Origin of the sequence: uncultured Nonlabens sp. (genome assembly GCF_947495285.1) — a bacterium.
GTDB lineage: Bacteria > Bacteroidota > Bacteroidia > Flavobacteriales > Flavobacteriaceae > Nonlabens.
Genome location: NZ_CANLXZ010000028.1, coordinates 17,685 through 44,611, shown reverse-complemented (window position 1 = coordinate 44,611; position 26,927 = coordinate 17,685). Strand labels below are relative to the sequence as shown.

The following is a 26,927-nucleotide window of genomic DNA, read 5'->3' as shown; positions in this document are numbered from 1 at the left end:
GACCATAAAATCAATAACTAGTAATCATCATTATAAAAATGCTTTCATAGAGACTTTTCAAAAGTAAATTGGTATTACTCCTCGTGGTCAACGATGACTTTTGTCAGCTTATAAGACATGATCTCACAACAAGGGTATTTATTGTGGTATTGCCGCAATCAATTTTTTAGTATAATCACTATGCGGATTTTCATAAAGAGCATCAGCCTCATTTTTTTCTTCTATTTTACCTTTATTCATTACAATAACCTGATCGCAAAAGTATTTCACTACCGCAAGGTCATGAGAAATGAATAAATAAGAGAATCCAAAATCTGCTTTAAACTCATTTAAAAGATTTAAAACCTGTGCTTGTACAGATATGTCTAGAGCACTCACACTTTCATCACATACGATTAACTTAGGTTCTAAGGCCACTGTTCTAGCTATACCTATGCGCTGTCTCTGACCGCCACTAAATTCATGTGGATACCTGTTATAATGCTCTTCAGTTAGTCCTACTCGTTTTAATAAAGCAAGTACCTTTTCCTTTCTATGGGCATGATTATCTCCTATACCATGCCATTTCATAGGCTCAATAATAGCTTGGCCTACTGTAAGTCTAGGATTTAATGAAGCAAATGGATCCTGAAAGATAATCTGAATTTCTTTTCTCAACTCGCGCATTGTTTTGCCTGTAAGGTGTGTAATGTCTCTATTGCGATAAATAATAGTACCGCTGGTCACATCTCTCAGACGCAAAATCAGGTTGCCTAGAGTACTTTTTCCGCAGCCACTTTCTCCTACCAGTCCTAAGCTCTCACCAGAATATAGATTAAGACTAACACCATCTACAGCTCTAAAATAGGTTTGCTTTTTAAAAAGCTTTTTCTTAAGTGGATAATCTTTTACTACATCTACTAGTTGCAATAGAGGAGTGTTTTTATAAATATCTTTGTGAGTAGCCGCTCGTTGCGATGGAGTGATCAACTCTCTGTCTACCCTATGTTGCATAAAATCGCTTATGGTCGGTAGTTTTTTAACACGCTCTGTAGTGCTAGGTCTAGAAGCGATAAGTGCTTTGGTGTATGTTTCTTTGGGAGTTTTAAAAATAGATTCACTTGTTCCTTGCTCTACTATTTTACCTTTATACATAACCAGTATCCTGTCTGCAATAGCGCGTACTAAAGATAGGTCGTGTGATATAAATAGAATACTCATGCCGTATTCTTGTTGCAATTCTTTGAGTAATAAAATAATCTCTTTTTGCACGGTTACATCTAGTGCAGTAGTAGGCTCGTCTGCAATTAATAAGGCAGGCCTGCACGCTATTGCCATAGCAATCATAACGCGCTGCATCTGTCCACCACTTATTTCATGTGGGTATTTTGAGAACGTTATCTCTGGAGTTGGTAGTTTTACCTTTTTAAAAAGCGATAAAACTTCTTTTCTAGCGCTAGAGGTATTAATTTTCTGATGTTGTTGTAGTATCTCTATGACTTGCTTACCACAGGTGATAGTAGGATTAAGAGAACTCATAGGTTCTTGAAAGATCATGCTTATCTCGCTTCCGCGAAAGCGAGACCATTCTCTATCTTTTAATAATAATAAATTCTTGCCTAACAAAGAAAGTTCTTGAGCATTTACTTGTGCTGTGGCACTAGGTAATAAACCCATAAGAGCCTTGCTTGTGACAGACTTACCACTTCCAGATTCTCCGACTACGGCTAGTATCTCGTTTTTAAATATGTTAAAATTAATATCATGTAGTACCTTAACGTTTTCTTTTCCATTTGAAAAGCTAACGTTAAGATCCTTTATGGATGCAACGGTATTATTTTGAGATGATTTGTTCAACTGTAAGTATAGGTTCTTTGCGCAATTTGAGAACTATCTGTGCTACTGCAACTACGTCTTTTTCACAATAATTTGCTATGCGTCGCACGTCATTTTCTACATAGAATACATCTCGTACTTGTGATCCATCTATGTCATCCTTAGGTGATGGAATACCTAGAATGCGCGTTAATAATTTTAAACTAGTGTAGTGCTTATAATCGCCAAATTTCCATAACTCCATAGTGTCTATGTGTGGAACTTCCCAAGGCTTTTTACCGAATAGGTTGAGCTTTTCTGGTATCTCAAGACCTGCGATAATCATTCTTCTTGCTATGTAAGGGAAATCAAATTCTTTACCATTATGAGCACACAACAGGTTATTTCTACTAGAAAAATGATCTTTTAAAAGACTAGAGAATTCTTCTAATAGTGGTTTTTCTTCACCAATAAAACTGCGTGTTCTAAATTGTTTTTTATTGCGATTAACAAAATAACCGACAGATATACATACTATTTTGCCAAATTCGGCCCAAATACCAGCGCGGTCATAAAACTCTGCCGCAGAGAATTCTTCTTTGCGCTGGTATTTAGTTTTATCTGCATATAGATGTTGGTCTATAGGATCTAATAAATCAAAACTCTCTTGTTGAGGTACGGTCTCAATATCTAAAAATAAAATATTTTCTAATGAAAGTTTTGCTATCATAATTTACATGTCAAATTCTCTAGAGTCGTCTTCTTCACTACCTCCTAATGGAGAGCTGTTCTGTAGCTTTTCATACTCCTCACAATCGGTCTCGATAGAGAGATCTTCTGGTTTTTTGAAAGGCTCTTTAGAGACATCTATCGTCTGGTCTGCATAAAGGCGTTTCATATAACTACCCCATATAGGTAACGCCATGGTAGCGCCCTGTCCGTATTTAGTAGATTTAAAGTGAATAGATTTACCATCTCCACCTACCCAGACACCAGTAACTAGGTTAGGAACCATTCCCATAAACCATCCATCTGAATTATTTTGAGTGGTACCTGTTTTACCAGCGATGTCGTTCTTAAAGTCATAAGGATAGTCTGTAATTACCTCTTTGTAGAAACTGTTATTAGTAGCCCAGTTACCTCTTAATTTTGCCCCACTACCTATTTTTGTTACTTCTTCCATAAGATTTACCGTAACATAAGCTGTTTCAGGATTCATTACATCTTTATTTTCTGGTATATATTGATAATGAATGGTGCCGTTTTTATCTTCTATACTGGTAACAAGAACCGGTTTTGTATAAATACCACTATTTGCATAAACACCATAAGCACCTACCATTTCATAAAGGTTAACATCTGCAGTACCTAATGCTAGTGAAGGAACAATATCCATACCTTTTGTATTTATACCTAATTGAGTAGCTAGATCGATTACAGCCTGTGGGCCTACTTCATCCATAAGTCTGGCAGATATTGTGTTCTTTGATTTTGCTAGCGCTTCTTTTAAAGTCATCATGTTACCATAATCACCGTTAGAATCCTTAGGCGTCCAGTCTTTTGTATTACCATGTTTACCTGCAGGTATGGTGTACTCTCCATCAGATAATGTTTTACAGGGACTATAGTGTAAAAGATCAATTGCTGTAGAATATAAGAATGGTTTAAAAGTAGAACCAGCCTGGTGTGTTCCTTGCTCTACGTTATCATATTTAAAATGTTTGTGATTAATACCACCTACCCATGCTTTTACATGACCGGTTTGTGGCTCTAATGACATGAGACCTGTATGTAAAAATTTCTTGTAATAACGTATGGAATCCATAGGTGTCATTATGGTGTCACGCTCGCGGCCTTTTGCTTTCCAGTCAAAGATGGTCATGTCTGTCTTTTCATTGAAGCTTTTGATAATGTCTTTTTCGGCAATACCTTTTTTCTTCATTTCTCTCCATCTTTCAGACCTTTTCATTGCAGACTGTAACCTCATTTCTATTTGATTATTTGTAAGATCTGTAAAAGGGGCTGTCTTGTTGCGTGTTTGTTGATGGTCAAACTCTGCCTGTAAACGTTCCATGTGTGCATAAACAGCTTCTTCGGCCATTTTTTGCATGCGGTGGTCTATAGTTACATTAATTTTTAATCCATCGTTATAAAGATTGAAGGGTTGATCGGTTTCTGGATTTATGTTATCCTTTGCCCAGGTTTTTAACCAGTCACGTAAATGTTCACGGAAATAAGTTCCCATTCCATCATTATGCCCTTCTGGATTGTAGTCTAAAACTATGGGTAAGGATGTAAGACTATCTTTTACCTCTTCTGTCATTTTACCATTACGTACCATCTGGAAAAACACCTGATTGCGACGGTTAAAAGATTTTTCTTTTGAGATTTCTCTATACGGATTAAACTGTCTAGGGTTTTTAAGCATAGCTACTAAAACCGCACTTTCTGAAACAGTAAGTTTAATAGGCTCTTTACCAAAATAGATGTTTGCCGCACTACGTATACCTATAGCTTGTTTTAAGAAATCAAATTCATTAAGGTATTGAGTAATAATTTCTTCCTTTGTATATTGTTTCTCAAGTCTAGAGGTGATAATCCACTCACGTATTTTCTGAATCAATCGTTCTATTTTGTTGCTACTAGCTTGTTCTGTAAAATAGAGCTTTGCTAGTTGTTGTGTGATGGTACTCGCACCGCCTTTGCTACCTAAAAACGCTGCAGCTCTAGCAGTTCCATAACCGTCTATACCACTGTGATCCCAGAAACGCTCGTCCTCTGTTGAGACCAGTGCATCTACTAAGTGTTTAGGTAAATCGTCAAATTTTACAGGTTTACGGTTATCGTTATAAAAACTACCTAATGTTTTACCATCTACGGTAACTATCTCGGTGGCTAGTTCTGTTTGTGGATTTTCTAGGGCGGTGTGGTCTGGTAAATCACCAAAAACCTCCCATGCTGCTAGTAAGAACATAAGAACTACGAGTCCTATTCCTACTGCATAAATTTTCCAGAAAAGAGTAATATTCTTTTTCTTGCTTGCTTTTTCTTTAGCTATTTGTGCTTTAGTTGCTGCCATCTTGCACTTGTTTTTCTATACTATATCCTACTTCAAGAATCCCTTTTAATGGGGTATCTCCTTTTACTTCTCCTGTTTTTCTCATTGCGTGTTTAAGTGCTAGTTGGTATATTCCGCTTTCGCGAAAGCGTACTCCTTCACGTAACCATAATTTATTTTCATAGATACCGTTGGATCCTGTGCCTAAAAAACTACCATCTGGTGCCGCCATTTCATACTGCAATGTATCTGTAACGATTTTTCCATGGGGGAATTTTATCTGTGTGATAAGCCACAGGTTATTATACTCATATTCATGCGTGTTGCGCAGGTTTAAATATAGATTATAAGCGGTAGTTGTGTCTTGTGGTGTAATGTTAAAAGAGGCTGTATCCTTAATGTCCCAACCAGTAGGTGGTAGGCTTTCATAATTTGCATCTACTAACAAGTCGTCACAAGAGACTATCGTTACTGTTATTAAAAGGCATATTAATAATCTCACTAATCTTCTTTTTTAGGCGGTTTATTAGGGTTGTTTTTATTGCTATTGTTACGATTACGGCGTTTATTGCGGTTGTTTCTAGGCTTGCTAGACTTAGTTTCACCTGTGGTTTTATTAGTTTCTGATTTATTAGTATTTCTATTTGCGTTAATAGGTTTTTTAGAGCTAGGTTTTCTATTGTTGTTAGTTTTAGCTTCAGGTGTTCGGTTATTCTTTTTAGGTCTAGGTTTGCGAGCTGGCTGTGCTTCTTTAGGTGAAGCAGCAGTTGCTGTTGCTGCGTTGTTTTGTGGTTTTGCAGGTCTGCGTCTTTTATTACGTTTGTTGCGAGATTTTGATTTAGGTTGATCAAAACGTGTTAAACTATCCTGACCTACTACGTTTTCAAAACTTACCTCTTCTTCAGCTATTAGTTCACTTGCATATTCTTCAATGCTAGTAACTGTTTCTTTGGCCTTGTTTTTTGATACTATTTCATGAACTTGCTCTGTAGTTAGAGTGTGCCAGCTCATCCAGTCACCCTCATAACAATACCACATTAGGCCTTTAAATATGTCTACTTTTTGGCATACAGCGGTTCCTTTTTCGGTATAAAGTTTTTGATTTTGTTTAGGAAATGCGCTTAGTGCATCCATGTAAGAATCCAGCTCGTAGTTAAGACAGCATTTTAATTTCCCGCACTGTCCCGCTAGTTTCTGTGGGTTTAATGATAAGTTTTGATAACGAGCAGCACCTGTAGTTACAGATCTAAAATCTGTTAACCATGTACTACAACACAATTCACGACCACATGACCCTATACCGCCTAAACGAGCAGCTTCCTGGCGCAGGCCTATCTGGCGCATTTCTATTCTCGTCTTGAATTCTGAAGCGTATTCTCTAATTAATTCTCTAAAATCTACGCGGTCATCGGCGGTGTAGTAGAAGGTCGCTTTAGAACCGTCACCTTGAAATTCTATGTCAGAGATTTTCATTTTGAGTTGAAGACGTATTGCTATCTCTCTAGCGCGTACTTTCATAGGTTCTTCCTTCTCGCGAGCAGTCACCCATTTTTCTACATCTTTTTCATCTGCGATTCGGTAAACTTTTGGGATTTCTCCATTTATTTTAATGCGCTTGCGTTTCATTTGTACACGCACTAACTCACCAGTTATGGTTACTATTCCTATGTCGTGACCGCTTTGAGTCTCTGTAGCTACTATGTCTCCTATTTTAAGCTGAAGACCTTCTGAGTTATGATAGAATTCTTTTCTACTATTTTTAAAACGTATTTCCACATATGGGAAAGCTTTTTGACCATCTGGCAACTCCATGTTTGCTAGCCAGTCAAAAACCGTTAGTTTATTACATCCACTCGTACCGCAGGTTCCATGATTTTTACATCCACCAGGAGTACCTCCACCAGTTCCACAACTATTACAGCTCATTCTTGTATTCTCTATATATTGAAATTGAAACGATTAACTCGCACAATTGATTTCTTTACTTGAAATGTAAATATAACAATTAAAACTGTGGGATATTGTTAGTAGTCGGGCGTAAAATCTATAAGAAGAAGATAAGATTGCTACAGGTGTTAAAATGAAAAAAGCCGCTCATTACTGAACGGCTATTTTTGCTCCTCCTCTTGGGCTCGAACCAAGGACCCTCTGATTAACAGTCAGATGCTCTAACCAACTGAGCTAAGGAGGACTGTGATATACACAAACTCAAGCTATTTGCTTAAGCGATTGCAAATTTAGTATGTTTTTTATATTTGACAAACTTTTAAACTAAAAAATTTAATATTTTTTTGAAATTTTATCCAAATAGTGCCTTAAAGAGGTCATTTCCATTTGCATAGAGCATTAAAGAAAGTAAAATAACTATACCTATTATTTGTGCTTTTTCTAAAAACTTGTCTCCTGGCTTTCTTCCTGTGATGATTTCATATATTAAAAACATAACGTGACCACCATCTAGTGCTGGAATAGGTAGTATGTTCATTACGGCCAGTACAAAAGAAATCCACGCAGTGGTTTCCCAAAATGCTAACCAATTAAAGGTATCTGGATATAATTTTGCAATAGTTCCAAAACCACCTAGCTGACTCGCTCCTTTTTTAGTAAAAACATATTTAAACTGTACTATGTAATCATGCACAACCCAGTAACCTCGTTCTAAACCAGCACTTACACTTTCAGAAAACGTATATGAAACTTTTGATATTTTTTGATAATCTTCATCAAGCGCTTTAGGTTTTATACCCAGCACTTTATCCTCATCTACCGTTCTCTTAAAAAATATGAAACTAGTTACTTCTTTAGTACCGAATTGTGTCTGACCAGAATATGATTTACCCTCATGTTCCCAGTTAATGGTAAATGGTTTATTTGTTTCTACATAATTATTTATCGCATAGGTATAATCTGTGTAGTAGTCGATTTTATGACCAGCTACAGAGGTTAGTTTTGCACCGGTAGGTATGTTTAAGGAATCTGCCTTAGAACCTTCTTGTACAAAACCTATAGAAAAAGGAAATCTAGGGGTCAACTTTGACGGTACACCATTTAGAAATAATCTATTACCTATATCTTCAGGTATAATAATGTCTAAAAGTTCATTATCTCTTAACACACTTACCGTTTTTACATCTCTAAAAATGAGGTTTTTATTTAAGTGTGGTGCATAATCTAATGTATCATTATTAACCAGTAGTACCTGGTCACCTTGTTTAAAACCTATGTCTTCAAGTGTTTTAGGGAACCCTAGGCCATATTTTAAGTCGGTTCCAGTAGATTGAGGTGTTCCATAACTTGCTGTTAGAATAATGTATATCACAAAACCTACCACAACATTAACTACTACACCACCCACCATAATGATTAATCGCTGCCATGCTGGCTTAGATCTAAATTCCCACTCTTTAGGTTCCTGGGCCATTTGCTCTTTGTCCATGCTCTCATCTATCATACCTGATATCTTCACATAACCACCTAGAGGTAACCACCCTATTCCATAAATAGTTTCTCCTATTTTTTTCTTGAAAAGTGAAAACTTAATGTCAAAGAATAAGTAAAATTTTTCTACTCGTATTTTAAATAAACGTGCAGGAATAAAGTGCCCTAATTCATGTAAAATGATGAGCAGCGATAGGCTCATAAAAAAATTTATGGCTATAACAAGATATGGATGCATTCTTTTATTTTTAGACCAACAAAAATAGGTCATTCATAACAGTTCACATAATGTAGTTATAGATTTAGCGTACAAGTAGTTTCTTTATGGTTGTACTTATTTCTGTAGTTATATTTAGAAAATAGATTCCACTGGTTTGAGTCATCTTAAAGGTCATAATTTCTAGTGCCTCCTTTATCACGCTATTTGCTTAGATGGATGCTGTAAATTTAAGAGACAGACATCTACATTTTCTGGACATGTTGTGATTTGTGCTTGTCACTGTTCCGCTTTCGCGAAAGCGAGAACTACAACTATCTCATACATTATTTCAAAATTCTTTATCAACCTTGAATTTCTAGTAAGGAAAGTGGTTAAACAGTCACCAATAGATCGATAAGGTTGTAATTTTGTAAAAAAAATATCATAAATGCTTCAATTTCTTAGTAAAAATAAATGGCGCATCTTATTCATGGCCATTTTATGCAGTGCAATAATGGCCTCTTTTCAATATGCTTTAACGCCAGAGAAGACCTTACCTGTACTGCAACCAGATAAATTTGATCCTACTCTAGTAGACGATTCCATGCTTTTTGTAAAAAAGTATCATAAAATAGCACCTTTTCAATTAGTGAATCAGAACGGCGATACCATTACAGATAAGGATTATGATAATAAGATTTATGTAGCAGACTTTTTCTTTACTACCTGTCCTACTATATGTCCTGTGATGACTGAAAATATGACGCTAGTACAAGAAGAATTTAAGAATGATCCTGATGTGATGATTCTTTCTCACAGTGTAACACCAGAAATAGATAGTGTACAGGTTCTTAAAGAATATGCAATTAAAAAAGGAGTGATAGATTCTAAATGGAATCTAGTCACTGGCGATCGCAAACAGATTTATGATCTAGCACGCAAGTCTTACCTAGCTGCCAAGGAAAATAAATACGGTGGTGACTATGCTCTTATCCACACAGAGAATTTTTTGCTGGTAGATAAAGAAGGACGATTAAGAGGTCGTTCTTATGACGGTACAAGTAAAGAAGACGTGTTAAAACTCATTGAGGACATCTATATTTTAAAGAGTACGTACCTTAAAAATCGTTAAGCATCTTTAAAAAATGCATTTAATCGTATTTCTCGTTATGCTGCAATCGCGTTTTAAGTGATTAGGTTATTTTATTGCTATTATTGTAATAATTATAACAATAATTACTATGAAAAAAATTTTATTATCTGTAGTGCTTTTATTTTCAGTGAGCACTGTAATTGCCCAGACTGAGGCCGAGTTAAAGGCATTAAAAAAGGTAAAGCAAGATTCAATTGCTCAAATCCAATCTAGAGTAAATGCTATTCAAGGGAAAATAGATGCTCTTCCAGGATGGAAAAAAGGTGCTTTTGGTACTTTGGGTGTTAACCTATCTAGTTTTGATAACTGGTACTCTCAAGGGAGTGCAAACGTATCTGCTGGAAATATAGGTCTTACTGCAAATGCATTTGCAAACTTAAAGCAGCCTAAATATTTCTGGAGAAACTCATTAAACATTAATTTAGGTTGGGTAAAATTTGACGATAAAGACGACCCAACAGATGATGATAGTTTCCAAGAGGCAACAGATGTTTTTAATATCTCATCTCTTTATGGTTACAAGTTAACAGAGAAGCTTGCAGTTTCAACACTAGCAGAATACCGTACTACTATTCTAAATAATTTTAATGATCCAGGTTACCTAGACGTAGGTGTAGGTGCAACATGGACTCCTATAGATAATCTGGTAGTAGTGGTGCACCCATTAAACTACAACTTTGTGTTTGCTAAGAATGATGCAGTTTTTGAATCTTCTCTAGGTGCAAAAGTAGTTGCAGATTATACACGTAGTATAGGTAAAGTAAGTTTTAAATCTAATTTATCTGCTTTTTACAGCTATGAAAACAGCGACCTTTCTAATTATACATGGATCAACTCATTCGGTTACACATTATGGAAAAATATAGGTGTAGGTTTTGAATTTGGTTTAAGAGGTAATAAACAAGAAGCTTTAAACTTTGCTAACAATAACCTAGCGGTAGGTGCAACTGAATTAGATTTTGATACGGTAGATAACAAGTTGCAGTCTTACTATCTAGTAGGTCTTAACTATAAGTTCTAAAAAAAATATATTTCATTTACTTAAAAAGGCTTTCCAGAAATGGAAAGCCTTTTTTATTTTGAGTAAGATTTAATGTAATTTACAGACCGACTTGTTTTTTAGTTGTGCGATTCTGTTCTTCTGGAGTGGTTATTTCATTGTTTTCTAGGCTGAAATTACCAAAGTTATAAGTGAAGCCTACACTTATGGTTCTAGTTTCAGGTAGTGCTAGATAATAATTATCTTGGTTTAAATAACGTGTAGTAAGTCTTTGATTTTGGGTTTTAAAGATATCATTAACGGCAAGGGTTAACTGTGCTCTTCTATCCCACAAGCTCTTATTAAAACTAATACTAGTCGGGAATGAACCACCCCATTTATAAGTACCGAATAGAAGGCTAGAGATATAAGATGCTTCTATGTCCATGGATAAAGTCCTATTATCTGCTAGATTGATTCTATTAAAAGAGCTTAAATACAAACCTGTGGTAGATGTTTTTACATCCACATTTCCAGATTGTACTGCTCTAGTCTCATTTTCCATATAGAACAAGCTACTGCTTAGTCCTGTATACCAGCTGTCATTTATGTATCTATAGGTTGCTGCATCTATACTATACTGTAATTCATAGTTTAAATTTATACTTTGCGAGTTTAACTGGTTATTACTGTTATTTTGAAAAGGCACCTCACTTAGTAAATCCTTTGTGTATAGAAAATAAGCATCTATAAACCAGATGTTTTTATGATTCCAGCTTAAGGTGTATTTATTATTGAATGCAGGTTGTAGATTAGGGTTTCCTGTACTGAAGTTAAAATCATTAATAAAAGAGCTGAAAGGATTTAAGTCTGCATATCTAGGTCTGTCTATAGTTCTCTTATAACTTAAAGTATAAGAGTTATTTTCATTAACTTGATTAGTTAAGGCTAGATTAGGGAAGAGCTCTAGATATTCTTGTGTGTTTACTTGACCTAAAGATTCAGAATCTCCTTCTACGTCTGTTTGCTCTGCACGCAATCCAGCTGCAAGAGACCATTTTTCCCAACTACGTTCTATTTGTGCATAGGCTGCATAAATGCTCTCGTCATATAAAAATAAATCAGAGAAGGTTGGGTTAAGTACCCTACCGCTATCAGTGTCAAAAAAGTTTTGCGAACTTGTAGATGTCACATTAGAAAATTTAAGTCCTGTACTTAATAGGTAGCCACCTATACTAGTGTTGTAATCTAATTTTGCAGTGTAGATATCTATTTCTTGAAAAGCATCTGTTAAAAAACTATTCATACCTGTAGTAGTCTGATCTGTATCAAAGAAAGTTGATGTGAGATTTTGTACCTGATCGCTATCGGTAAAGATGTAATTACCTTCTAGGTTTAATGTAGTGCCTTTATCATTAAAAACATGCTGCCATTGTGCATTTATAAAACCGTTAGTTCTGTTTTTCTCAAAATCAGAATCGGTATTAAAGCCAGAAAAAGTTGTGGCGCCTTCTTGTAGGATAAAAGTTTCATTTTGATAACTGGCATCATTATTTTCATTACTGCTGTAATTACCAGAGAAACTCAATGAATTCTTTTTATCTACCGTAATGTCTATTATTGTATTAAAATTATGAGAATCACTGCGTTCTATTTTCTCTAACTCAGTGAACCGTCTTTCAGATCTACTACCATCAGGATTAAAGAAACCTATTTGTGAATCGTCAAATTTGAAATCCTTTCTAGGGTTGTAATTATAGTTTGCATAAACATTTAACCAGTTATTTTTATAGAAGTGAGAGGTTCCTATCTGGTATTTAGTAAATGTACCTTGTGTCCATTTTCCACTTATGTTTCCTTTATAACCTAGAGAGATGCCTTTTGAGGTGTTGATATTAATGACAGCAACACCTTCTGCATCATAACTAGCAGGTGGATTTGTTATAACCTCTACACTTTTGATATTATCTGCACTATATCCACGTAATAATGCATCTAGCTCTTCATTAGTTAGGTACACACGTTTGTTATTAATATAAATTACAGCAGGAGAGTTTTGAACCATGTAAGTTCCTTCCATTTCAAATATTCCTGGTGTCTTTTTTAAAAGATTTTGTGTGTTACCAACGCTTAAAATGGTATTCTCAACATTAAAAATCAGTCGATCTGCTTTTTTATCTATAGTAGGTTTTACATCTGTTAATACTACTGCTTCTAGCTGTGCTGTGTCTTCTTCTAATATGAATTCACCCAGAGATTCATTAGTTGTTATGTTTAGCTTTCGCGAAAGCGGAACATATCCAACAGAAGAAAACTGAAATGTATAACTGCCTTGATCAAAATTAGTAAAGTTAAAAACTCCTTTTTCATTTGCTGCGGTGGCTTTATGAAAAACACTGTCAGGCATTTTAAAAGTAACTACAGTTGCATAGGGTATTCCTGCTTTATTTTTACTGTTCACAGTCCCTGTAAGATTAGTTTGTGCGGTCGTACTAAGTACTATAAGAAAGGTGAGAAAAGTTAGGTATTTCATTTTGAGCGATTAATGATTAGCTAAAATACCAAAGATCAAGAAAACTTAAGGACATCTTTTAGATTATATTTGCACACTATTGTAAAGGACTATGAAGAATATACGTAATTTTTGTATCATCGCCCATATTGATCACGGTAAAAGTACGCTGGCAGACAGGCTGTTAGACGCTACACAAACAGTTACTAAGAGAGAATCGCAGGCGCAACTCTTAGATAATATGGACCTGGAGCGTGAGCGTGGGATAACTATTAAATCGCATGCTATACAGATGGATTATACGGCGCCAGACGGTGAGCTGTATATCCTTAATCTAATAGACACACCTGGTCATGTAGACTTCTCTTATGAAGTGTCTCGTTCTATCGCGGCCTGTGAAGGTGCGTTGTTAATAGTAGATGCAGCACAAAGTATACAGGCGCAAACTATTTCTAATCTTTATCTAGCACTAGAAAATGATTTAGAAATCATCCCTGTTTTAAATAAAGTAGATCTTCCTAGTGCAAATCCAGAAGAGGTTACAGATGATATTGTAGATCTTTTAGGTTGTGATCCTAGTGAGGTGATACCTGCTAGTGCAAAAACAGGATTAGGTATTCAAGATATTTTAGATGCTATTATAGAAAGAGTTCCTCCACCAGTGGGAGATCCTGATGAGCCGTTGCAGGCACTTGTTTTTGATTCACAGTACAACCAGTTCCGTGGAGTAGAAACTATTTTTAGAGTAATAAATGGTTCTATTAAAAAAGGACAACACATTAAATTTGTTGCAACTGGAGAGAGCTATTATGCAGATGAAATAGGAACCTTGAAACTAAATCAAGTTCCTAAAAAAGAAATAAAAGCTGGTGATGTCGGTTACCTCATTACTGGTATAAAAGAAGCCAAAGAAGTAAAAGTAGGTGATACGATCACAGATCATGTGAAGCCTACTACAAATCCTATAGGCGGTTTTGAAGATGTGAAACCCATGGTTTTTGCAGGTATTTACCCTGTAGATACTGAGGATTATGAAGACCTGCGTTCCAGCATGGAAAAACTACAGTTAAATGATGCTTCTTTAGTATTTCAGGCAGAGAGTAGTGCTGCGTTAGGTTTTGGTTTCCGTTGTGGGTTCTTGGGGATGTTACACTTAGAGATTATTCAAGAACGTCTAGAGCGCGAGTTTGATATGACTGTAATTACTACCGTACCTAACGTTTCTTACCACGCATATACTCATAAGGATCCAGATGAGATTCTTATTGTAAACAATCCCTCTGACTTACCAGAGCCTTCTAGTCTTAATAGGGTAGAAGAGCCTTATATAAAGGCAACCATTATTACAAAATCAGATTTTGTAGGTAATGTTATGTCACTTTGTATAGAAAAACGTGGTGTGGTAACTAATCAAACTTACCTTACTACAGAGCGTGTAGAAATGACCTTTGACATGCCGCTAGCAGAGATTGTTTTTGATTTTTATGACAGACTTAAGACCGTTTCTAAGGGTTATGCATCATTTGATTATGCACCTATCGGGATGCGTGAATCTAAATTAGTGCGTGTAGATATTTTATTAAATGCACAGACGGTAGATGCCTTAAGTGCTTTAATACACTTTGATAATGCCTATACCATAGGTAAAAAGATGGTAGAAAAATTACGTGAGTTGATCCCAAGACAGCAATTTGATATTCCTGTGCAAGCTGCCATAGGAGCAAAAATTATTGCTCGTGAAACGATCAAAGCCCTACGTAAAGATGTAACGGCAAAATGTTATGGTGGTGATATATCTCGTAAACGTAAACTTCTTGAAAAGCAAAAGAAAGGTAAAAAACGCATGCGTCAAGTAGGAAATGTAGAGATCCCGCAACAGGCATTTATGGCGGTTCTTAAATTAAATGATTAACTAGTAAGAATTCAGTGCTGCCTTTTAAAGCTGGGCACAAATTAAAAACCCTCATCAGTTGTGATGAGGGTTTTTGCTTTATGTAAGAAGAAGAGAAATTAATCGTGATCTTCTTCCATAGTTACTTCTCCAGAGGCTTGTTCTACAATTTCTTTACCTATATAAGCAAGAATGCTGCCTTCTTTTATGTTCATTTTACCAGGCATAGAAGGTACTATGTCTATGGTTTTATCGTGTCGTATAAATAGTGGTACGATATCTTCGTCAGTTTTTGTAATCTCTATAAGACCTTCAAAATGTTCTTGAGACTTAATTGTTATCTCATAGATTTTACCATGATGACGAGTGACTTCCATGATGTTTACATAATCATCTGTTGCAGAAAACAAGCCGGCAACAGGGTTTTTATTAGGATTATTAATCTCGTTAGAATGCACTAGTCTATATGCTCCATTCTCTCCAAAACGTTTTTCAAATCGCTCGATGGCATAATCGTTAATTTGAGAGTTACCGGTAAGTGCTAGTAAGAATCCTATGTTGTTAAATTCAATATCGTCCGATATAGAGTCAGAGTAAATGTCTGCTGTGACAGCATCCAGTCCCATTTCTTTGGCTATGCGTATATTGTTTGCGTTAGTGTCTACTAATACGACACTGCGACCGTGCTCCTTAAGATAGGTCGCAATGATTCTAGAGAATTTTGATGCACCTACTATCATAATACCATTAGATTGTTTAAGGAAAACACCTACTATTTTTGCAAACATTCTTGCTGTAGTAGCATTAAGTAAAACTGTTCCTAGTACTATCATAAATACTAGAGGTGTAATGTACTCTGCACCTGGTATGCCCTGAGAGACTAGTTTAGAACCAAAAAGTGATGCAATACCTGCTGCAACTATACCACGAGGTCCTACCCAAGAAATAAATAATTTTTCATTTAATTTAAGGCCGCTGTTTATTGAGCTAGCAAAAACTCCTAAAGGTCTTATAACAAAAGCCATGACGGCAAATAGTGCGAGCGTTTCCCATCTGTAGATAAGGTAAAGATCTTCCATATTTATGTTTGCAGCTAGCAGTATAAATAATATAGAGATTAAGAGAACGCTTAAAGACTCTTTAAAGTAAAGAAGTTCTTTAATATTAGGCAAGTTAATGTTACCTAACACCATTCCCATTACTACCACAGATAATAATCCAGATTCATGAGCAAAACTGTCGCTTAAAACAAATACACCCAAAACGGCTGCCAGTGTAAAAACATTCAGTAAATAATGCGGTATAAGTTTTTTCTTAATAGAAAATGCAAGGGCATGTGCAAAAGAAAATCCAAAAGAAAAACCGAACAATACAATTTTACCAAATTCTTCTAATGCCACTAGTGTAAACTCTCCACCTGCACCAGCGCTTATGAATTCAAATACTAGTACGGCAAATAAGGCACCTATAGGATCAATAAGAATACCTTCCCATTTAAGGATGGAACTCACATCTTTTTTTAAAGGTATGTTACGCAATATAGGTGTGATAACCGTAGGTCCTGTAACGATTATCAATGCAGAAAATAGTAAAGAAATCTTCCACGTAAGACCAAATATATAATGCGCAGCAACTCCACCACCTACAAATGTGATGACAACTGCAACTGATATTAATTTACCGATAACAGGGCCGGTATTAAGAATTTCATCTCTCTTTAACGTTAATCCGCCTTCAAAAAGAATGATACTTATGGCCAGTGATACAAAGTAAAATAAACTGTCACCAGGGAATAAGCCATTTTCCCCATTCCACATAGGTTCGATAATTTTTGAAGCTTCTGCAGTGTATAGAGACGCTATAGGCCCTACGAGTAGCCCTATAATGATTAATGGTAAAATAGCAGGGATTTTTAATCTCCATGCCATCCATTGTGCAAGTATTCCAAGTATAATAATTCCTGCTAGTTCTAGCATATTTTTAAATTTTCAGGAAAATTACAACCTTTTTTTTCGATTTTATAGCTGTTACGCTTTCGCGAAAGCGAAATAAGTAATAATTAAGTCTATATTTATGTTTTTTTAACAAATAATAAGCATTGAGTCACACCTCATTTAAAAGTATAGCAATAGGAATCGCTTTTTCTCCTACACTAGAAGCAAACGTACACGAGGCTGCAAGATTATGTTGCATGTTCGGTGCAAAGCTGTCTTTGATTCATGTAGGGCAAAGAAGTGATGAAAAAATAAGAACTATAGATCAATACATAGGTAATGATGAGCAGTCACAATTATCTTATGAAATTATCTTTAACGAGGGCGACCCTGTAGAGGTTATCTTAGAAACCGTTAAAAAGAATAAAATAGATTTGTTACTTCTGGGAGCATTAAAGCAAGAAAAATTTGTCCAGTTTTATTTAGGCTCTATTGCACGTAAACTTACTAGAAAGGCAACATGTTCTGTTCTTATGATGACTAATCCTAGTGTGATAAGAAAACCATGCAAGCACATGGTGGTAAATGGTCTCAAGGATGCGCACACAGAGCGTACTATAGAGACAGCTTTTTATGTAGCACACAGTTTAGGAAGCAACCAGCTGACCATAGTGGAAGAGATAGAACAAGAAAAGATTTCTATAAAAATTGATGACGATCAAAGTTTGCGTAAAGCAAATTTGCTCAAAGAGAAACTTAAACGACAAGAAGAATTACGTGTTCAGGGAATATTGAACCATATACCTAGTGAAGAAAAGAAAGATATTCAGGTAAGTACGCAACCTATCTTTGGACAGCGTGGTTATTCTATAGGTCATTATGCTCAAATAGTAAGAGCAGATTTACTGGTCATGAATGCGCCTAAAAAATCTAGTTTTTTAGATCGATTTTTCCCGCATGATCTAGAGCATATTTTAAATGAACTGCCTACTGATGTACTTATAGTAAGATGACGAAGAAGAAAACAGATATCAAAGGTTTTTTTAAATCATTACCTAAAAATATTTTTAGTGGTTTTGTAGTTAGTCTTATCGCCCTTCCATTAGGGCTGGGTCTGGCTATGGCTAGTGAGGCACCACCTATTGCTGGTGTTATTGCTGCTGTGGTAGGTGGAGTTTTAGTCTCTATTCTAGGTGGTAGTAATGTCACTATCTCTGGTCCTGGTAATGGGCTAGTGGGTGTCATATTAGTCGCTGTTGCGACATTAGGTTTAAATGGCACCTATGCTGCTATTATATGCTCTGGTGTGTTGTTAACCCTACTAGGCTTTTTAAGAATGGGGAAACTAGCAGACTTTTTTCCATCCAGCGCTATTCAAGGAATGCTGGCTGCAATAGGACTTATTATTTTAGGGAAGCAATTTCATATCATGATGGGTAATGAGATGAAATTGCCAGGTAGTATAGATTACTTACTTGCCATACCATCTACTATAATAGGAGTCTTTTCTTATAACCATTCGGGCTTTACTTATGCCGCGATATCTGGGGTTATAGCACTAGCGATTATGGTGTTTTATCCTAAAATTAGAAATAAGTACTTTCACTTAGTCCCAGCGCCTATGTGGATAGTTTTGATATCTATAGGAGTTAGTTACTTCTATGAATTAGTGTTGCAACAGCCGCACCCAGTAGATCCTAGATACATGATCTCAAATATTCCTACAGGTAGCCAGATTGTGTCTGACATACCTACTCCTAACTTTAATCTGGTTAACTCTATAGGTTTTTGGGGTAGTGTTCTTGCGATTACATTAATAGCTAGTATTGAGTCTTTGTTAAGTATTAAAGCAGTGGACCAGTTAGACCCAGAAAAAAGAAGGTCTAATGTAAATAGAGATCTTAAAGCGCTAGGTCTTGCAACTATAGGTAGTGGTTTTTTAGGAGGTCTTAATGTCGTTACTGTAATAGCAAGAAGTTCTGTAAATGTGAATAATGGTGGTAGCAATCGCTCTTCTAACTTTGCTCACGCTATTTTTCTAGTTGTTTTTATTCTTTTATTCAGTACGCAATTAACACGCATACCGTTGCCAGCCTTAATGGCCATTCTGGTTTATACCGGTTATAAACTAGCCTCTCCTAGTAAGGTAGTAAAGATTTTTAAGATAGGAAAAGAGCAGCTTATTATCTTTTTCACCACATTATTAGTAACACTTTTCATTGGGTTAATTTCAGGGATTCTGGCTGGTGTTTTAATGACTTTTGTTATTCATGTGATTTTAAATAAGGACCTGGAGCTTTTTATAAAAAACTGGCGCAAACCTAATGTGTTGATGTTTAAAGAGAAAAAAGGAGATCAGCATTATTATATTAATGTCAAGCATTTCTGTACTTTTTTAAATTTCTATAGGCTTAAAGAAAAATTAAATGCCATTCCAGAGACAGAAGACGTTGTGGTAGATTTATCGTTATGTGAATTTGTCGATCACACAGTAATGGAAAATCTAAGTGCTTATCAAGATGTGTTTCATAAACGAGGTGGACATCTAGAAATTATAGGACTCGATTTACACGGTACAGATTCAGAACACCCATTTGCATTGCGCAGACTCATACCTGGTATTCCATTTCTTACAGATAATCTTACTAAAAGGCAGACTACCTTAAAAGAAATTGCTCAAGATTATTCATTAGAATATGAGGCAGACGTTAAGGAGAATACAGAAGTTCTCGATGGTTTTAGGTATTTCCAGACTAAGAAAATTATAAAAATATATAACAGACTATTTAATGAAGACGATTCATTCTCCCTATTTGATATTCATTATTCTGAAGGTGAATTTATAGCCAAAGAAGATGTGCGTACCACAATGTTGCATATTAAACTAGAGCATGCTATTCCAGAGTTTACGCTAGATAGAGATGGTTTTATGGAGCGTCTATATGCTATCGCTGGTTATGATGACATACCTATTGATAACCATTCTGATTTTACAAAACGCTTTTACCTTATAGGGAAAAACCCTTATAAAGTTCAGGGGTATTTTAATGACGATTTAGTAAAATTCTTTGAGTGTAATTCTTATTATCATGTAGAATCTGACGGTGTTTCCTTGTTGATTTTCAGGTCACAACGTACTTCTGGTATTAAAGAAATAAAGAAATTGATCGATTTTGGTATCCGACTTAGAAAAATTGTGGTTAAAGAAGCGCTAGTCACTTATTAAAATGCTTATTTATTCTTAAAGGCATTGTAAGCATGGTGCTACATTTTGTATTTTGCATGCACTATGAAAATACACTCAATAGAATCTGGTAATTTTAAGTTAGACGGTGGTGCTATGTTCGGTGTTGTGCCTAAAAGTCTATGGACACGCACTAATCCCGCAGACTCTAATAACATGATCGATATGGCGGCAAGATGCCTGCTTATTGAGAATGGAGATAGACTGACTCTAGTAGATACCGGAATGGGTAATAAGCAGTCAGAGAAGTTTTTTGGCTATTATTATATGGATCATAAATTTGATCTAGATAGTTCACTAAAAGAAAAAGGATTCTCTCGCGACGACATTACAGACGTTTTTCTGACGCACTTGCACTTTGACCATTGTGGTGGTGTTATTAAGAAGAGTAGTAAAGGTGATTTTTTTGAGCCCGCTTTCGCGAAAGCGGTATGCCACACCAACTCTAGTCACTGGAATTGGGCAATAGAACCTAACGATCGTGAGAAAGCTAGTTTCTTAACAGAAAATATCAAACCCATAGAAGAAAACGGGCAGCTTAATTTTATTTCTCAAAACAGTACTTATGAGAAGCAAAATGAAATGGATTTTGATATCCTTTTTGTAGATGGTCATACAGAAAAGATGATGATTCCGCATATACACTTAGATGGTAAAACATTTGTCTACATGGCAGATTTGCTTCCTACAGTAGGACACATTCCATTACCATATGTAATGGGGTATGATACCAGACCATTAATCACGCTAGGTGAAAAAGAAAAATTTCTAAATGAAGCCGCAACTAAGGGATATTACCTGATTTTAGAACACGATCCTTTTAATGAAATTATTACCGTAAAACATACGGATAAAGGAGTGAGACTAGATAAAACCTTTACTTTCAAAGACTTATTTTAAAACTAACAAACAATAATTAATAGAAAATGAAATACTCAATTTTAAAATCTACATTTTTAACTGTTGCAGCAGCTGGTTTACTAGCTAGTTGTGGTAGCGGTGGTGCGATAGTATCTCCAGCGATAGGTAATATAGACAGTACGCCTTTAAAAACACAAGCGCTTACTGAGGAACAAGCAAAGAACTGGAAAGACATGGATCTTGTATCTGATACTATTCCAGGTATGAGTGTGAATAAAGCTTACACAGAAATACTAAAGGGTAAAAAAGGTAAAACAGTAATTGTTGCCGTTATCGATTCTGGTATTGATGTTGAGCACGAAGATCTAGATGGAGTTATCTGGACTAATAAAGGCGAGATCGCTGGTAATGGTAAGGATGACGATAATAACGGTTATATAGATGACGTACATGGATGGAATTTCTTAGGAGATATAGTTGATGAAAATCTAGAATATGAGAGAATAGTAAGAGATAAAGCTATGCTTCCTGCAGATGTTGTTGCAAAAGCACAGAAAGAATATGACGGTAAAGTAAATGAAGCTACACTGCAAAAAAACCGTTACGAAGAATTATTGCAGAGTCTAAATGAGGCAGATAAAGTTTTAACTGCTCATTTAGGGAAATCTGATTATACTAAAGAAGAAGTTTTAGGTATAAAAACAGAGGATGAATCTATAATTAATGCACAAGGAGCTTTAAATTTCTTTTATGTTAGAGGTTTGAGTAGTGCGCAGGAAGGAAGAGAAACGTTAACAGGTCTTATAGATGGTGTAATAGGTTTGTTAAATGGAGATAAATTAAAAACTAACTATCGTAAAGACATCCTTAATGATGATCAGTACGTATGGGATACACCAGTTTATGGTAATAATGAATACTCTGGTCCAGATCCAGAAAAAGCAGATGCTTTTCACGGTACGCATGTCGCAGGTATTATCGCTGCAGAGCGTGATAACGGTCTAGGTGTTAATGGTGTTGCAAATAATGTGGAGATCATGGTGCTTAGAGCTGTAAGTACTGGAGATGAATATGACAAGGATATAGCAAAAGCAATACGTTATGCTGCAGATAATGGAGCGAAAGTAATTAATGGAAGTTTTGGTAAATACCATTCTCCTAATGCACAATGGGTGTGGGATGCTATTAAGTATGCAGAGACTAAAGATGTTCTTTTTGTAAATGCAGCAGGTAATGAAAGTACAGACACAGATTTTACACAAGTATATCCTCAAGATCAAATAATGGCAGGCGCTGAGATTTCTGATAATTTCTTAACGGTAGGAGCTTTAAACTTTGAGTATGGTTCTGGTTTATTAGCAGGTTTCTCTAACTATGGAAAAAGTAGTGTAGATGTATTTGCTCCAGGTGCAGCTATTTACTCTACTGCACCACTTAATAAATATCGTAATGCAAGTGGAACCTCTATGGCATCTCCGGCAACTGCAGGTGTTGCAGCGGTAATAAGATCGCAATACCCTAAATTAACAGCGTCACAAGTAAAGCATGTTATTATGGATAGTGGTTTAACAACTAGTGCTAGAGTAATAGTAGGTGGTAATCCAGAAGATACTAGACCGTTTGCAGAGACTACAGTTTCTGGTAAAATGGTAAATCTTTATAATGCTTTAATTCTTGCTTCTCAAATATAGTTAGAGTTGAAAAAAAATATAAAACAGATGTTCTTACTGTAATGTAAGAATATCTGTTTTTTTTGATTTAAAATGTAATCCCTTTATACTAAAACTTACTTTATAAACGTTAATTAGTGTGTTAATACAGCAAGTTATTAGCATAAAAATATTTTAATGGATGCCTTATGTTAGGTTTAAGTACACAATTTATATTTGTTTAAACGGTGTAATCAGTAAAAAAACCGATAAAATACGTATATTTAAAAGATAACGTATAGATTACGATTCTTTTTTGCTCTAATTCATTTTAATTTTTACATTCGTATTATCTATAATGACTTACTTTATGTTAGTAAAAATTCATTTTCTTATATTACTTTTAATACAACAAGCGCCGCCACCTCCTAATCTTGAGAGAGCGCCGCCAACGCCTGTGGGAGATGTCGTGCCTTTAGATACTAATTTGTGGATACTACTTTTAGTTGCTATAGCTCTAATTGGGTATGTGGCTGTTTTTAAATTTAAAAAGATAGCTTAAAGGTTCATTAACCTTTTCACATATTTACCTATCACATCAAATTCTAAATTTACGCTATCGCCTTTTGATAAAGTTTTAAAACCTGTGTGCTCATAGGTATACGGTATAATAGCTACAGAGAAGCCGTTGACTTTTGAGTCGACAACAGTAAGGCTCACGCCATTGATGCAAATACTTCCCTTTTCAATAGTCACGTTATTTAATTCTTGATCATATTCAAAGCTAAATTTCCATGAGCCATGGTTATTTTCTAATTCAGTACAAATAGCCGTTTGGTCTACATGACCTTGTACGATGTGTCCATCTAGTCGTGCATTCATTTTCATAGCTCGCTCTATATTTACGATAGCACCTTCTTTAAGATCCCCTATATTTGTTTTTTTAAGGGTCTCTTCTATCGCGGTTACGGTATATTGATCATCATTTATTTCTACCACTGTAAGACACACCCCATTATGTGCTACACTTTGATCTATTTTTAACTCGCTAGTTAAATCACAACGCAGGGTTAGGTGTAAATTTGTACTTTCTTTTCTTACCTGCATAACTTTTGCAGCACTCTCTATAATTCCTGTAAACATAACTGATTAAAAAACTTTATTTTTATACTTTCAAAAATAAGGCTTAAAGCGCGCAATACATGAATAAGAATGAGAATATCAAAATAGGTATCACTATTGGTGATCCTAATGGAATAGGTGGAGAGGTGATTTTAAAGGCATTTGAAGATTCTAGAATGCTAGAGATGTTTACGCCGGTTGTTTTTGCTAGCACAAAATTACTATCATATTACGTTAAAACGTTTAATCTTAAAATCAAAATTCACGGAATAACGTCTTTAAATGATGTCGTTCCTGGTAAGTTTAATGTATATAGATTAATTAAAGAACCTTTTAAAGTAAAATGGGGACAGGTAAGTGCTGAAGCAGGTGAAATAGCGGTAAGAAGTTTAGAGGCTGCTACTGCGGCATTAAAGAATAATGATATAGATGTACTAGTAACTTCTCCTATAAATAAAGAGTCTATACATTCTGATAAGTTTAAATTTCCTGGTCATACAGATTATTTAAATCAAGAATTAGAAGGCGAGAGTCTTATGTTTATGGTGTCTCATAAGTTACGTGTAGGCTTACTTACAGATCATGTGCCAGTAAAAGATGTTTCTGCTAGTATTAATGCCAGAGTTATTAAAACTAAAATAGGTACGATAAAAGAATCTTTGAAAAAGGATTTTGGTATAACTAGACCTAAAATAGCTGTTTTAGGGATTAATCCACATGTAGGAGATAATGGTGTTATCGGGACAGAAGATCAAGATACTTTAATACCAGCTTTGGAGCAATTAAGAGAAGATGGGAACATAATATTCGGTCCATATGCAGCAGATTCGTTTTTTGGAAATCAAAAATATAAAGAATTTGACGCTATTTTAGCAAGTTATCACGACCAGGGATTGATTCCCTTTAAAACTTTAGCATTTGGTGATGGAGTGAATTTTACTGCAGGACTTAGTCATGTGAGAACAAGTCCAGATCATGGGACAGGCTTTGATATTGCTGGAAAAGGAGTCGCAAATCCAGACTCATTTATAGCTGCTATAAATTGTGCAATAGAAATCTATCGCAAGAGAAATGAGTACAATCTTCTTAATGAGAATCCATTAAAAAAACTTTCTCGCAAACGAAGATAATATTAACACTAGATTTTTAATAACTTTTATTATCTTTGCCCGCTCTTTGAAAGAGTAAGATTATGGAACTCAAAGCTTTTATTATATCCTATGCTGGGTTAAAGGAAGGGAAACATCAGTTTCAATTCGAGGTCGATAATACGTTTTTTGAAAATTTTGGATTTGAAGAGTTTAATAGTTCAGCACTTATTGTTGATGCAGAGTTAGATAAGAAAAACACCATTATGGAACTTTCTTTGGAAGCTACTGGATCAGTTAATGTTAATTGTGACCTGACTAACGAGCCTTTTGATTTAGATATAGATACGTCTATGGATCTGGTCATCAAATTTGGGAATGCTTTTAACGATGATAATGAAGAATTATTGATCCTACCACATGGAGAATATGAATTCAATATCGCGCAATATGTGTATGAAATGCTTGTGCTTTCCATACCACATAGAAGAGTTCATCCAGGTGTTGAAGACGGTTCTTTAGAGTCAGACGTGTTAGATAAACTAGAAGAGTTAAGAGTTTCAAATCCTCAAGAAGAGAATAACACAAAGATTACAGATCCCAGATGGGACGCATTAAAGAAATTAAAAACGGATAATAACTTATAGCCATGGCGCATCCTAAGAGAAAAATCTCGAAAACGAGAAGAGACAAAAGAAGAACACACTACAAAGCGACTGTTCCTCAAATTGCAACAGATTCAACAACTGGTGAAGCTCACCTATATCACAGAGCGCACTGGCATGAAGGTAAATTATATTACCGCGGTAATGTACTTATTGATAAAACTGAGGTAGCCGAGGCTTAATCTAAAATATATTTTTCTTAGAAAACCTTAGTTTTCAATATGAAATCATAAAAAATGGCACGTTTTATTAAAAATGTGTCATTTTTTGTGGTTTCTAGAGCTTTTTTAGTAGCTTTCGCAGCTCTATTAACTCCACTAGAATCACCAGTATGAGTAAAGTCAAAGCGGCGATAACAGCAGTAGGAGCCTATGTACCAGAGTATAGGCTTACTAATGCTATATTAGAAACTATAGTCGACACTAACGATGAATGGATCACTTCTCGTACAGGGATTAAGGAAAGACGTATTCTTAAAGATAAAGATAAGGGTACTTCCTATCTTGCTATTATGGCTGCAAAAAACCTAATAGAAAAAAAGAAGTTAGATCCTACTACCATAGATTTAATAATCGTAGCAACCGCTACGCCAGACATGCCAGTGGCATCAACAGCAGCCTACGTTGCATCAGAAATAGGTGCGGTAAATGCATTCTCATATGATTTAATGGCAGCCTGTTCTAGTTTCCTTTATGGTATGAGTACGGCAAGTAGTTATATAGAATCAGGTAGGTATAAAAAAGTTCTACTTATTGGGGCAGATAAGATGTCCTCTATTATAGATTATGAAGATCGCGCGACCTGTATCATTTTTGGAGATGGAGGTGGCGCGGTTCTCTTTGAGCCTAATACAGAAGGTAACGGTTTTGAAGATGAAATACTACGCAGCGATGGTATAGGGCGTAATTTTTTAAAGATAGAAGCAGGTGGTTCATTAACGCCGGCCTCTCATGAATCTGTAGATAACAAACAACATTACGTTTTTCAAGATGGTAAAAATGTTTTCAAATACGCCGTATCAAAAATGGCCGATGTTTCTGAACAAATTGTAAAACGCAATCAATTAACAAATGAAGATATAGACTGGCTAGTACCACACCAGGCAAATAAACGCATTATAGATGCGACGGCAAGAAGAGTAGATCTTCCAGAAGAGAAGGTTATGGTAAATATTCATAAATTTGGAAATACTACCAGTGCTACATTACCTTTATGCTTAAATGATTATGAAACTCAGTTAAAAAAAGGAGATCGACTAGTATTTGCTGCCTTTGGTGGTGGATTTACTTGGGGTTCTGTATATTTAACATGGGCTTACGATAGTTAAACTTAATAACCAC

Annotated in this window: 20 protein-coding genes and 1 tRNA gene; 11 read left to right on the top strand and 10 right to left on the bottom strand. The window is 35.5% G+C overall.

What is annotated here, in order from left to right:
* Nucleotides 1-138: 138 nt before the first annotated feature.
* From Q0838_RS11505 to rseP, 7 genes are all read right to left on the bottom strand, one after another.
* Nucleotides 139-1,836 (bottom strand): ABC transporter ATP-binding protein, encoded by a 1,698-nt coding sequence (locus tag Q0838_RS11505; protein WP_298955072.1) that lies wholly within the window; start codon nt 1,834-1,836, stop codon nt 139-141.
* Nucleotides 1,814-2,524, bottom strand: a complete 711-nt coding sequence (locus Q0838_RS11500) for a 3'-5' exonuclease (protein ID WP_298955070.1) — start codon at nt 2,522-2,524, stop codon at nt 1,814-1,816. The genes Q0838_RS11505 and Q0838_RS11500 overlap by 23 nt, the downstream gene beginning before the upstream one ends.
* A gap of 3 nt (nt 2,525-2,527) precedes the next feature.
* The gene (locus Q0838_RS11495) at nt 2,528-4,873 is read right to left on the bottom strand and encodes a transglycosylase domain-containing protein (protein ID WP_298955065.1); all 2,346 of its coding nucleotides are present in this window, start codon (nt 4,871-4,873) and stop codon (nt 2,528-2,530) included.
* Nucleotides 4,860-5,354 carry a gliding motility lipoprotein GldH gene (locus tag Q0838_RS11490; RefSeq protein ID WP_298955063.1) on the bottom strand — a complete coding sequence of 165 codons (495 nt, stop codon included), beginning with the start codon at nt 5,352-5,354 and terminating at the stop codon, nt 4,860-4,862. The genes Q0838_RS11495 and Q0838_RS11490 overlap by 14 nt, the downstream gene beginning before the upstream one ends.
* Nucleotides 5,354-6,778, bottom strand: coding sequence for a regulatory iron-sulfur-containing complex subunit RicT (gene ricT / locus Q0838_RS11485; RefSeq protein ID WP_298955060.1), 1,425 nt, complete (start codon nt 6,776-6,778; stop codon nt 5,354-5,356). The genes Q0838_RS11490 and ricT overlap by 1 nt, the downstream gene beginning before the upstream one ends.
* Nucleotides 6,779-6,969: 191 nt before the next feature.
* Nucleotides 6,970-7,043: transfer RNA gene (locus Q0838_RS11480), tRNA-Asn, on the bottom strand.
* Nucleotides 7,044-7,151: 108 nt separating this feature from the next.
* A complete protein-coding gene (gene rseP, locus Q0838_RS11475) occupies nt 7,152-8,528 on the bottom strand; it encodes an RIP metalloprotease RseP (RefSeq protein WP_298955058.1) in 1,377 nt (458 codons plus the stop codon).
* Between the two features lie 409 nt (nt 8,529-8,937).
* On the opposite strand from rseP, the gene Q0838_RS11470 reads away from it, so the two are divergent.
* Nucleotides 8,938-9,621, top strand: a complete 684-nt coding sequence (locus Q0838_RS11470) for an SCO family protein (protein ID WP_298955055.1) — start codon at nt 8,938-8,940, stop codon at nt 9,619-9,621.
* 109 nt (nt 9,622-9,730) lie between these two features.
* Nucleotides 9,731-10,663, top strand: a complete 933-nt coding sequence (locus tag Q0838_RS11465; protein WP_298955052.1) for a DUF3078 domain-containing protein — start codon at nt 9,731-9,733, stop codon at nt 10,661-10,663.
* A gap of 79 nt (nt 10,664-10,742) precedes the next feature.
* Here the strand turns inward: Q0838_RS11465 and Q0838_RS11460 are convergent, their stop codons facing one another.
* The gene (locus tag Q0838_RS11460; RefSeq protein WP_298955050.1) at nt 10,743-13,154 is read right to left on the bottom strand and encodes an outer membrane beta-barrel family protein; all 2,412 of its coding nucleotides are present in this window, start codon (nt 13,152-13,154) and stop codon (nt 10,743-10,745) included.
* Between the two features lie 91 nt (nt 13,155-13,245).
* Between Q0838_RS11460 and lepA the strand changes: the two genes are divergently transcribed.
* Entirely contained in the window at nt 13,246-15,045 is a 1,800-nt protein-coding gene (lepA, locus tag Q0838_RS11455) for a translation elongation factor 4 (RefSeq protein ID WP_298955047.1), read from the top strand.
* A 98-nt stretch (nt 15,046-15,143) separates the two neighbouring features.
* Here the strand turns inward: lepA and Q0838_RS11450 are convergent, their stop codons facing one another.
* Nucleotides 15,144-17,000, bottom strand: coding sequence for a cation:proton antiporter (locus Q0838_RS11450; protein WP_298955044.1), 1,857 nt, complete (start codon nt 16,998-17,000; stop codon nt 15,144-15,146).
* Between the two features lie 122 nt (nt 17,001-17,122).
* On the opposite strand from Q0838_RS11450, the gene Q0838_RS11445 reads away from it, so the two are divergent.
* The 4 genes from Q0838_RS11445 (at nt 17,123) to Q0838_RS11430 (ending at nt 22,754) form a co-directional block, all read left to right on the top strand.
* Nucleotides 17,123-17,971, top strand: a complete 849-nt coding sequence (locus Q0838_RS11445) for a universal stress protein (RefSeq protein ID WP_298955041.1) — start codon at nt 17,123-17,125, stop codon at nt 17,969-17,971.
* Nucleotides 17,968-20,184, top strand: coding sequence for a SulP family inorganic anion transporter (locus Q0838_RS11440; RefSeq protein WP_298955038.1), 2,217 nt, complete (start codon nt 17,968-17,970; stop codon nt 20,182-20,184). Before Q0838_RS11445 ends, Q0838_RS11440 begins: the two co-directional genes overlap by 4 nt.
* Before the next feature lie 63 nt (nt 20,185-20,247).
* Nucleotides 20,248-21,102, top strand: coding sequence for an MBL fold metallo-hydrolase (locus tag Q0838_RS11435; RefSeq protein WP_298955035.1), 855 nt, complete (start codon nt 20,248-20,250; stop codon nt 21,100-21,102).
* A 26-nt stretch (nt 21,103-21,128) separates the two neighbouring features.
* A complete protein-coding gene (locus Q0838_RS11430) occupies nt 21,129-22,754 on the top strand; it encodes a S8 family peptidase (RefSeq protein ID WP_298955028.1) in 1,626 nt (541 codons plus the stop codon).
* Between the two features lie 516 nt (nt 22,755-23,270).
* Here Q0838_RS11430 and Q0838_RS11425 read toward each other — a convergent pair.
* Nucleotides 23,271-23,855, bottom strand: a complete 585-nt coding sequence (locus Q0838_RS11425) for a riboflavin synthase (RefSeq protein ID WP_298955025.1) — start codon at nt 23,853-23,855, stop codon at nt 23,271-23,273.
* A gap of 59 nt (nt 23,856-23,914) precedes the next feature.
* Between Q0838_RS11425 and pdxA the strand changes: the two genes are divergently transcribed.
* From pdxA to Q0838_RS11405, 4 genes are all read left to right on the top strand, one after another.
* Complete coding sequence (gene pdxA, locus Q0838_RS11420) at nt 23,915-24,964, top strand: 4-hydroxythreonine-4-phosphate dehydrogenase PdxA (protein ID WP_298955022.1); 1,050 nt, start codon at nt 23,915-23,917, stop codon at nt 24,962-24,964.
* A gap of 62 nt (nt 24,965-25,026) precedes the next feature.
* Nucleotides 25,027-25,569, top strand: a complete 543-nt coding sequence (locus Q0838_RS11415) for a DUF177 domain-containing protein (RefSeq protein WP_298955019.1) — start codon at nt 25,027-25,029, stop codon at nt 25,567-25,569.
* 2 nt (nt 25,570-25,571) lie between these two features.
* Nucleotides 25,572-25,769 carry a 50S ribosomal protein L32 gene (gene rpmF, locus Q0838_RS11410; RefSeq protein ID WP_041495498.1) on the top strand — a complete coding sequence of 66 codons (198 nt, stop codon included), beginning with the start codon at nt 25,572-25,574 and terminating at the stop codon, nt 25,767-25,769.
* Nucleotides 25,770-25,918: 149 nt separating this feature from the next.
* Entirely contained in the window at nt 25,919-26,914 is a 996-nt protein-coding gene (locus Q0838_RS11405) for a beta-ketoacyl-ACP synthase III (RefSeq protein WP_298955001.1), read from the top strand.
* Nucleotides 26,915-26,927 lie beyond the last annotated feature (13 nt).

Excerpts from the sequence above, each read along its gene's own strand:
- Q0838_RS11500 (WP_298955070.1), bottom strand. The coding sequence starts at position 2,524 with ATGATAGCAAAACTTTCATTAGAAAATATTTTATTTTTAGATATTGAG.
- Q0838_RS11495 (WP_298955065.1), bottom strand. The coding sequence starts at position 4,873 with ATGGCAGCAACTAAAGCACAAATAGCTAAAGAAAAAGCAAGCAAGAAA.
- ricT (WP_298955060.1), bottom strand. The coding sequence starts at position 6,778 with ATGAGCTGTAATAGTTGTGGAACTGGTGGAGGTACTCCTGGTGGATGT.
- rseP (WP_298955058.1), bottom strand. The coding sequence starts at position 8,528 with ATGCATCCATATCTTGTTATAGCCATAAATTTTTTTATGAGCCTATCG.
- Q0838_RS11470 (WP_298955055.1), top strand. The coding sequence starts at position 8,938 with ATGCTTCAATTTCTTAGTAAAAATAAATGGCGCATCTTATTCATGGCC.
- Q0838_RS11465 (WP_298955052.1), top strand. The coding sequence starts at position 9,731 with ATGAAAAAAATTTTATTATCTGTAGTGCTTTTATTTTCAGTGAGCACT.
- Q0838_RS11460 (WP_298955050.1), bottom strand. The coding sequence starts at position 13,154 with ATGAAATACCTAACTTTTCTCACCTTTCTTATAGTACTTAGTACGACC.
- lepA (WP_298955047.1), top strand. The coding sequence starts at position 13,246 with ATGAAGAATATACGTAATTTTTGTATCATCGCCCATATTGATCACGGT.
- Q0838_RS11450 (WP_298955044.1), bottom strand. The coding sequence starts at position 17,000 with ATGCTAGAACTAGCAGGAATTATTATACTTGGAATACTTGCACAATGG.
- Q0838_RS11440 (WP_298955038.1), top strand. The coding sequence starts at position 17,968 with ATGACGAAGAAGAAAACAGATATCAAAGGTTTTTTTAAATCATTACCT.
- Q0838_RS11435 (WP_298955035.1), top strand. The coding sequence starts at position 20,248 with ATGAAAATACACTCAATAGAATCTGGTAATTTTAAGTTAGACGGTGGT.
- Q0838_RS11430 (WP_298955028.1), top strand. The coding sequence starts at position 21,129 with ATGAAATACTCAATTTTAAAATCTACATTTTTAACTGTTGCAGCAGCT.
- Q0838_RS11425 (WP_298955025.1), bottom strand. The coding sequence starts at position 23,855 with ATGTTTACAGGAATTATAGAGAGTGCTGCAAAAGTTATGCAGGTAAGA.
- pdxA (WP_298955022.1), top strand. The coding sequence starts at position 23,915 with ATGAATAAGAATGAGAATATCAAAATAGGTATCACTATTGGTGATCCT.
- Q0838_RS11415 (WP_298955019.1), top strand. The coding sequence starts at position 25,027 with ATGGAACTCAAAGCTTTTATTATATCCTATGCTGGGTTAAAGGAAGGG.
- rpmF (WP_041495498.1), top strand. The coding sequence starts at position 25,572 with ATGGCGCATCCTAAGAGAAAAATCTCGAAAACGAGAAGAGACAAAAGA.
- Q0838_RS11405 (WP_298955001.1), top strand. The coding sequence starts at position 25,919 with ATGAGTAAAGTCAAAGCGGCGATAACAGCAGTAGGAGCCTATGTACCA.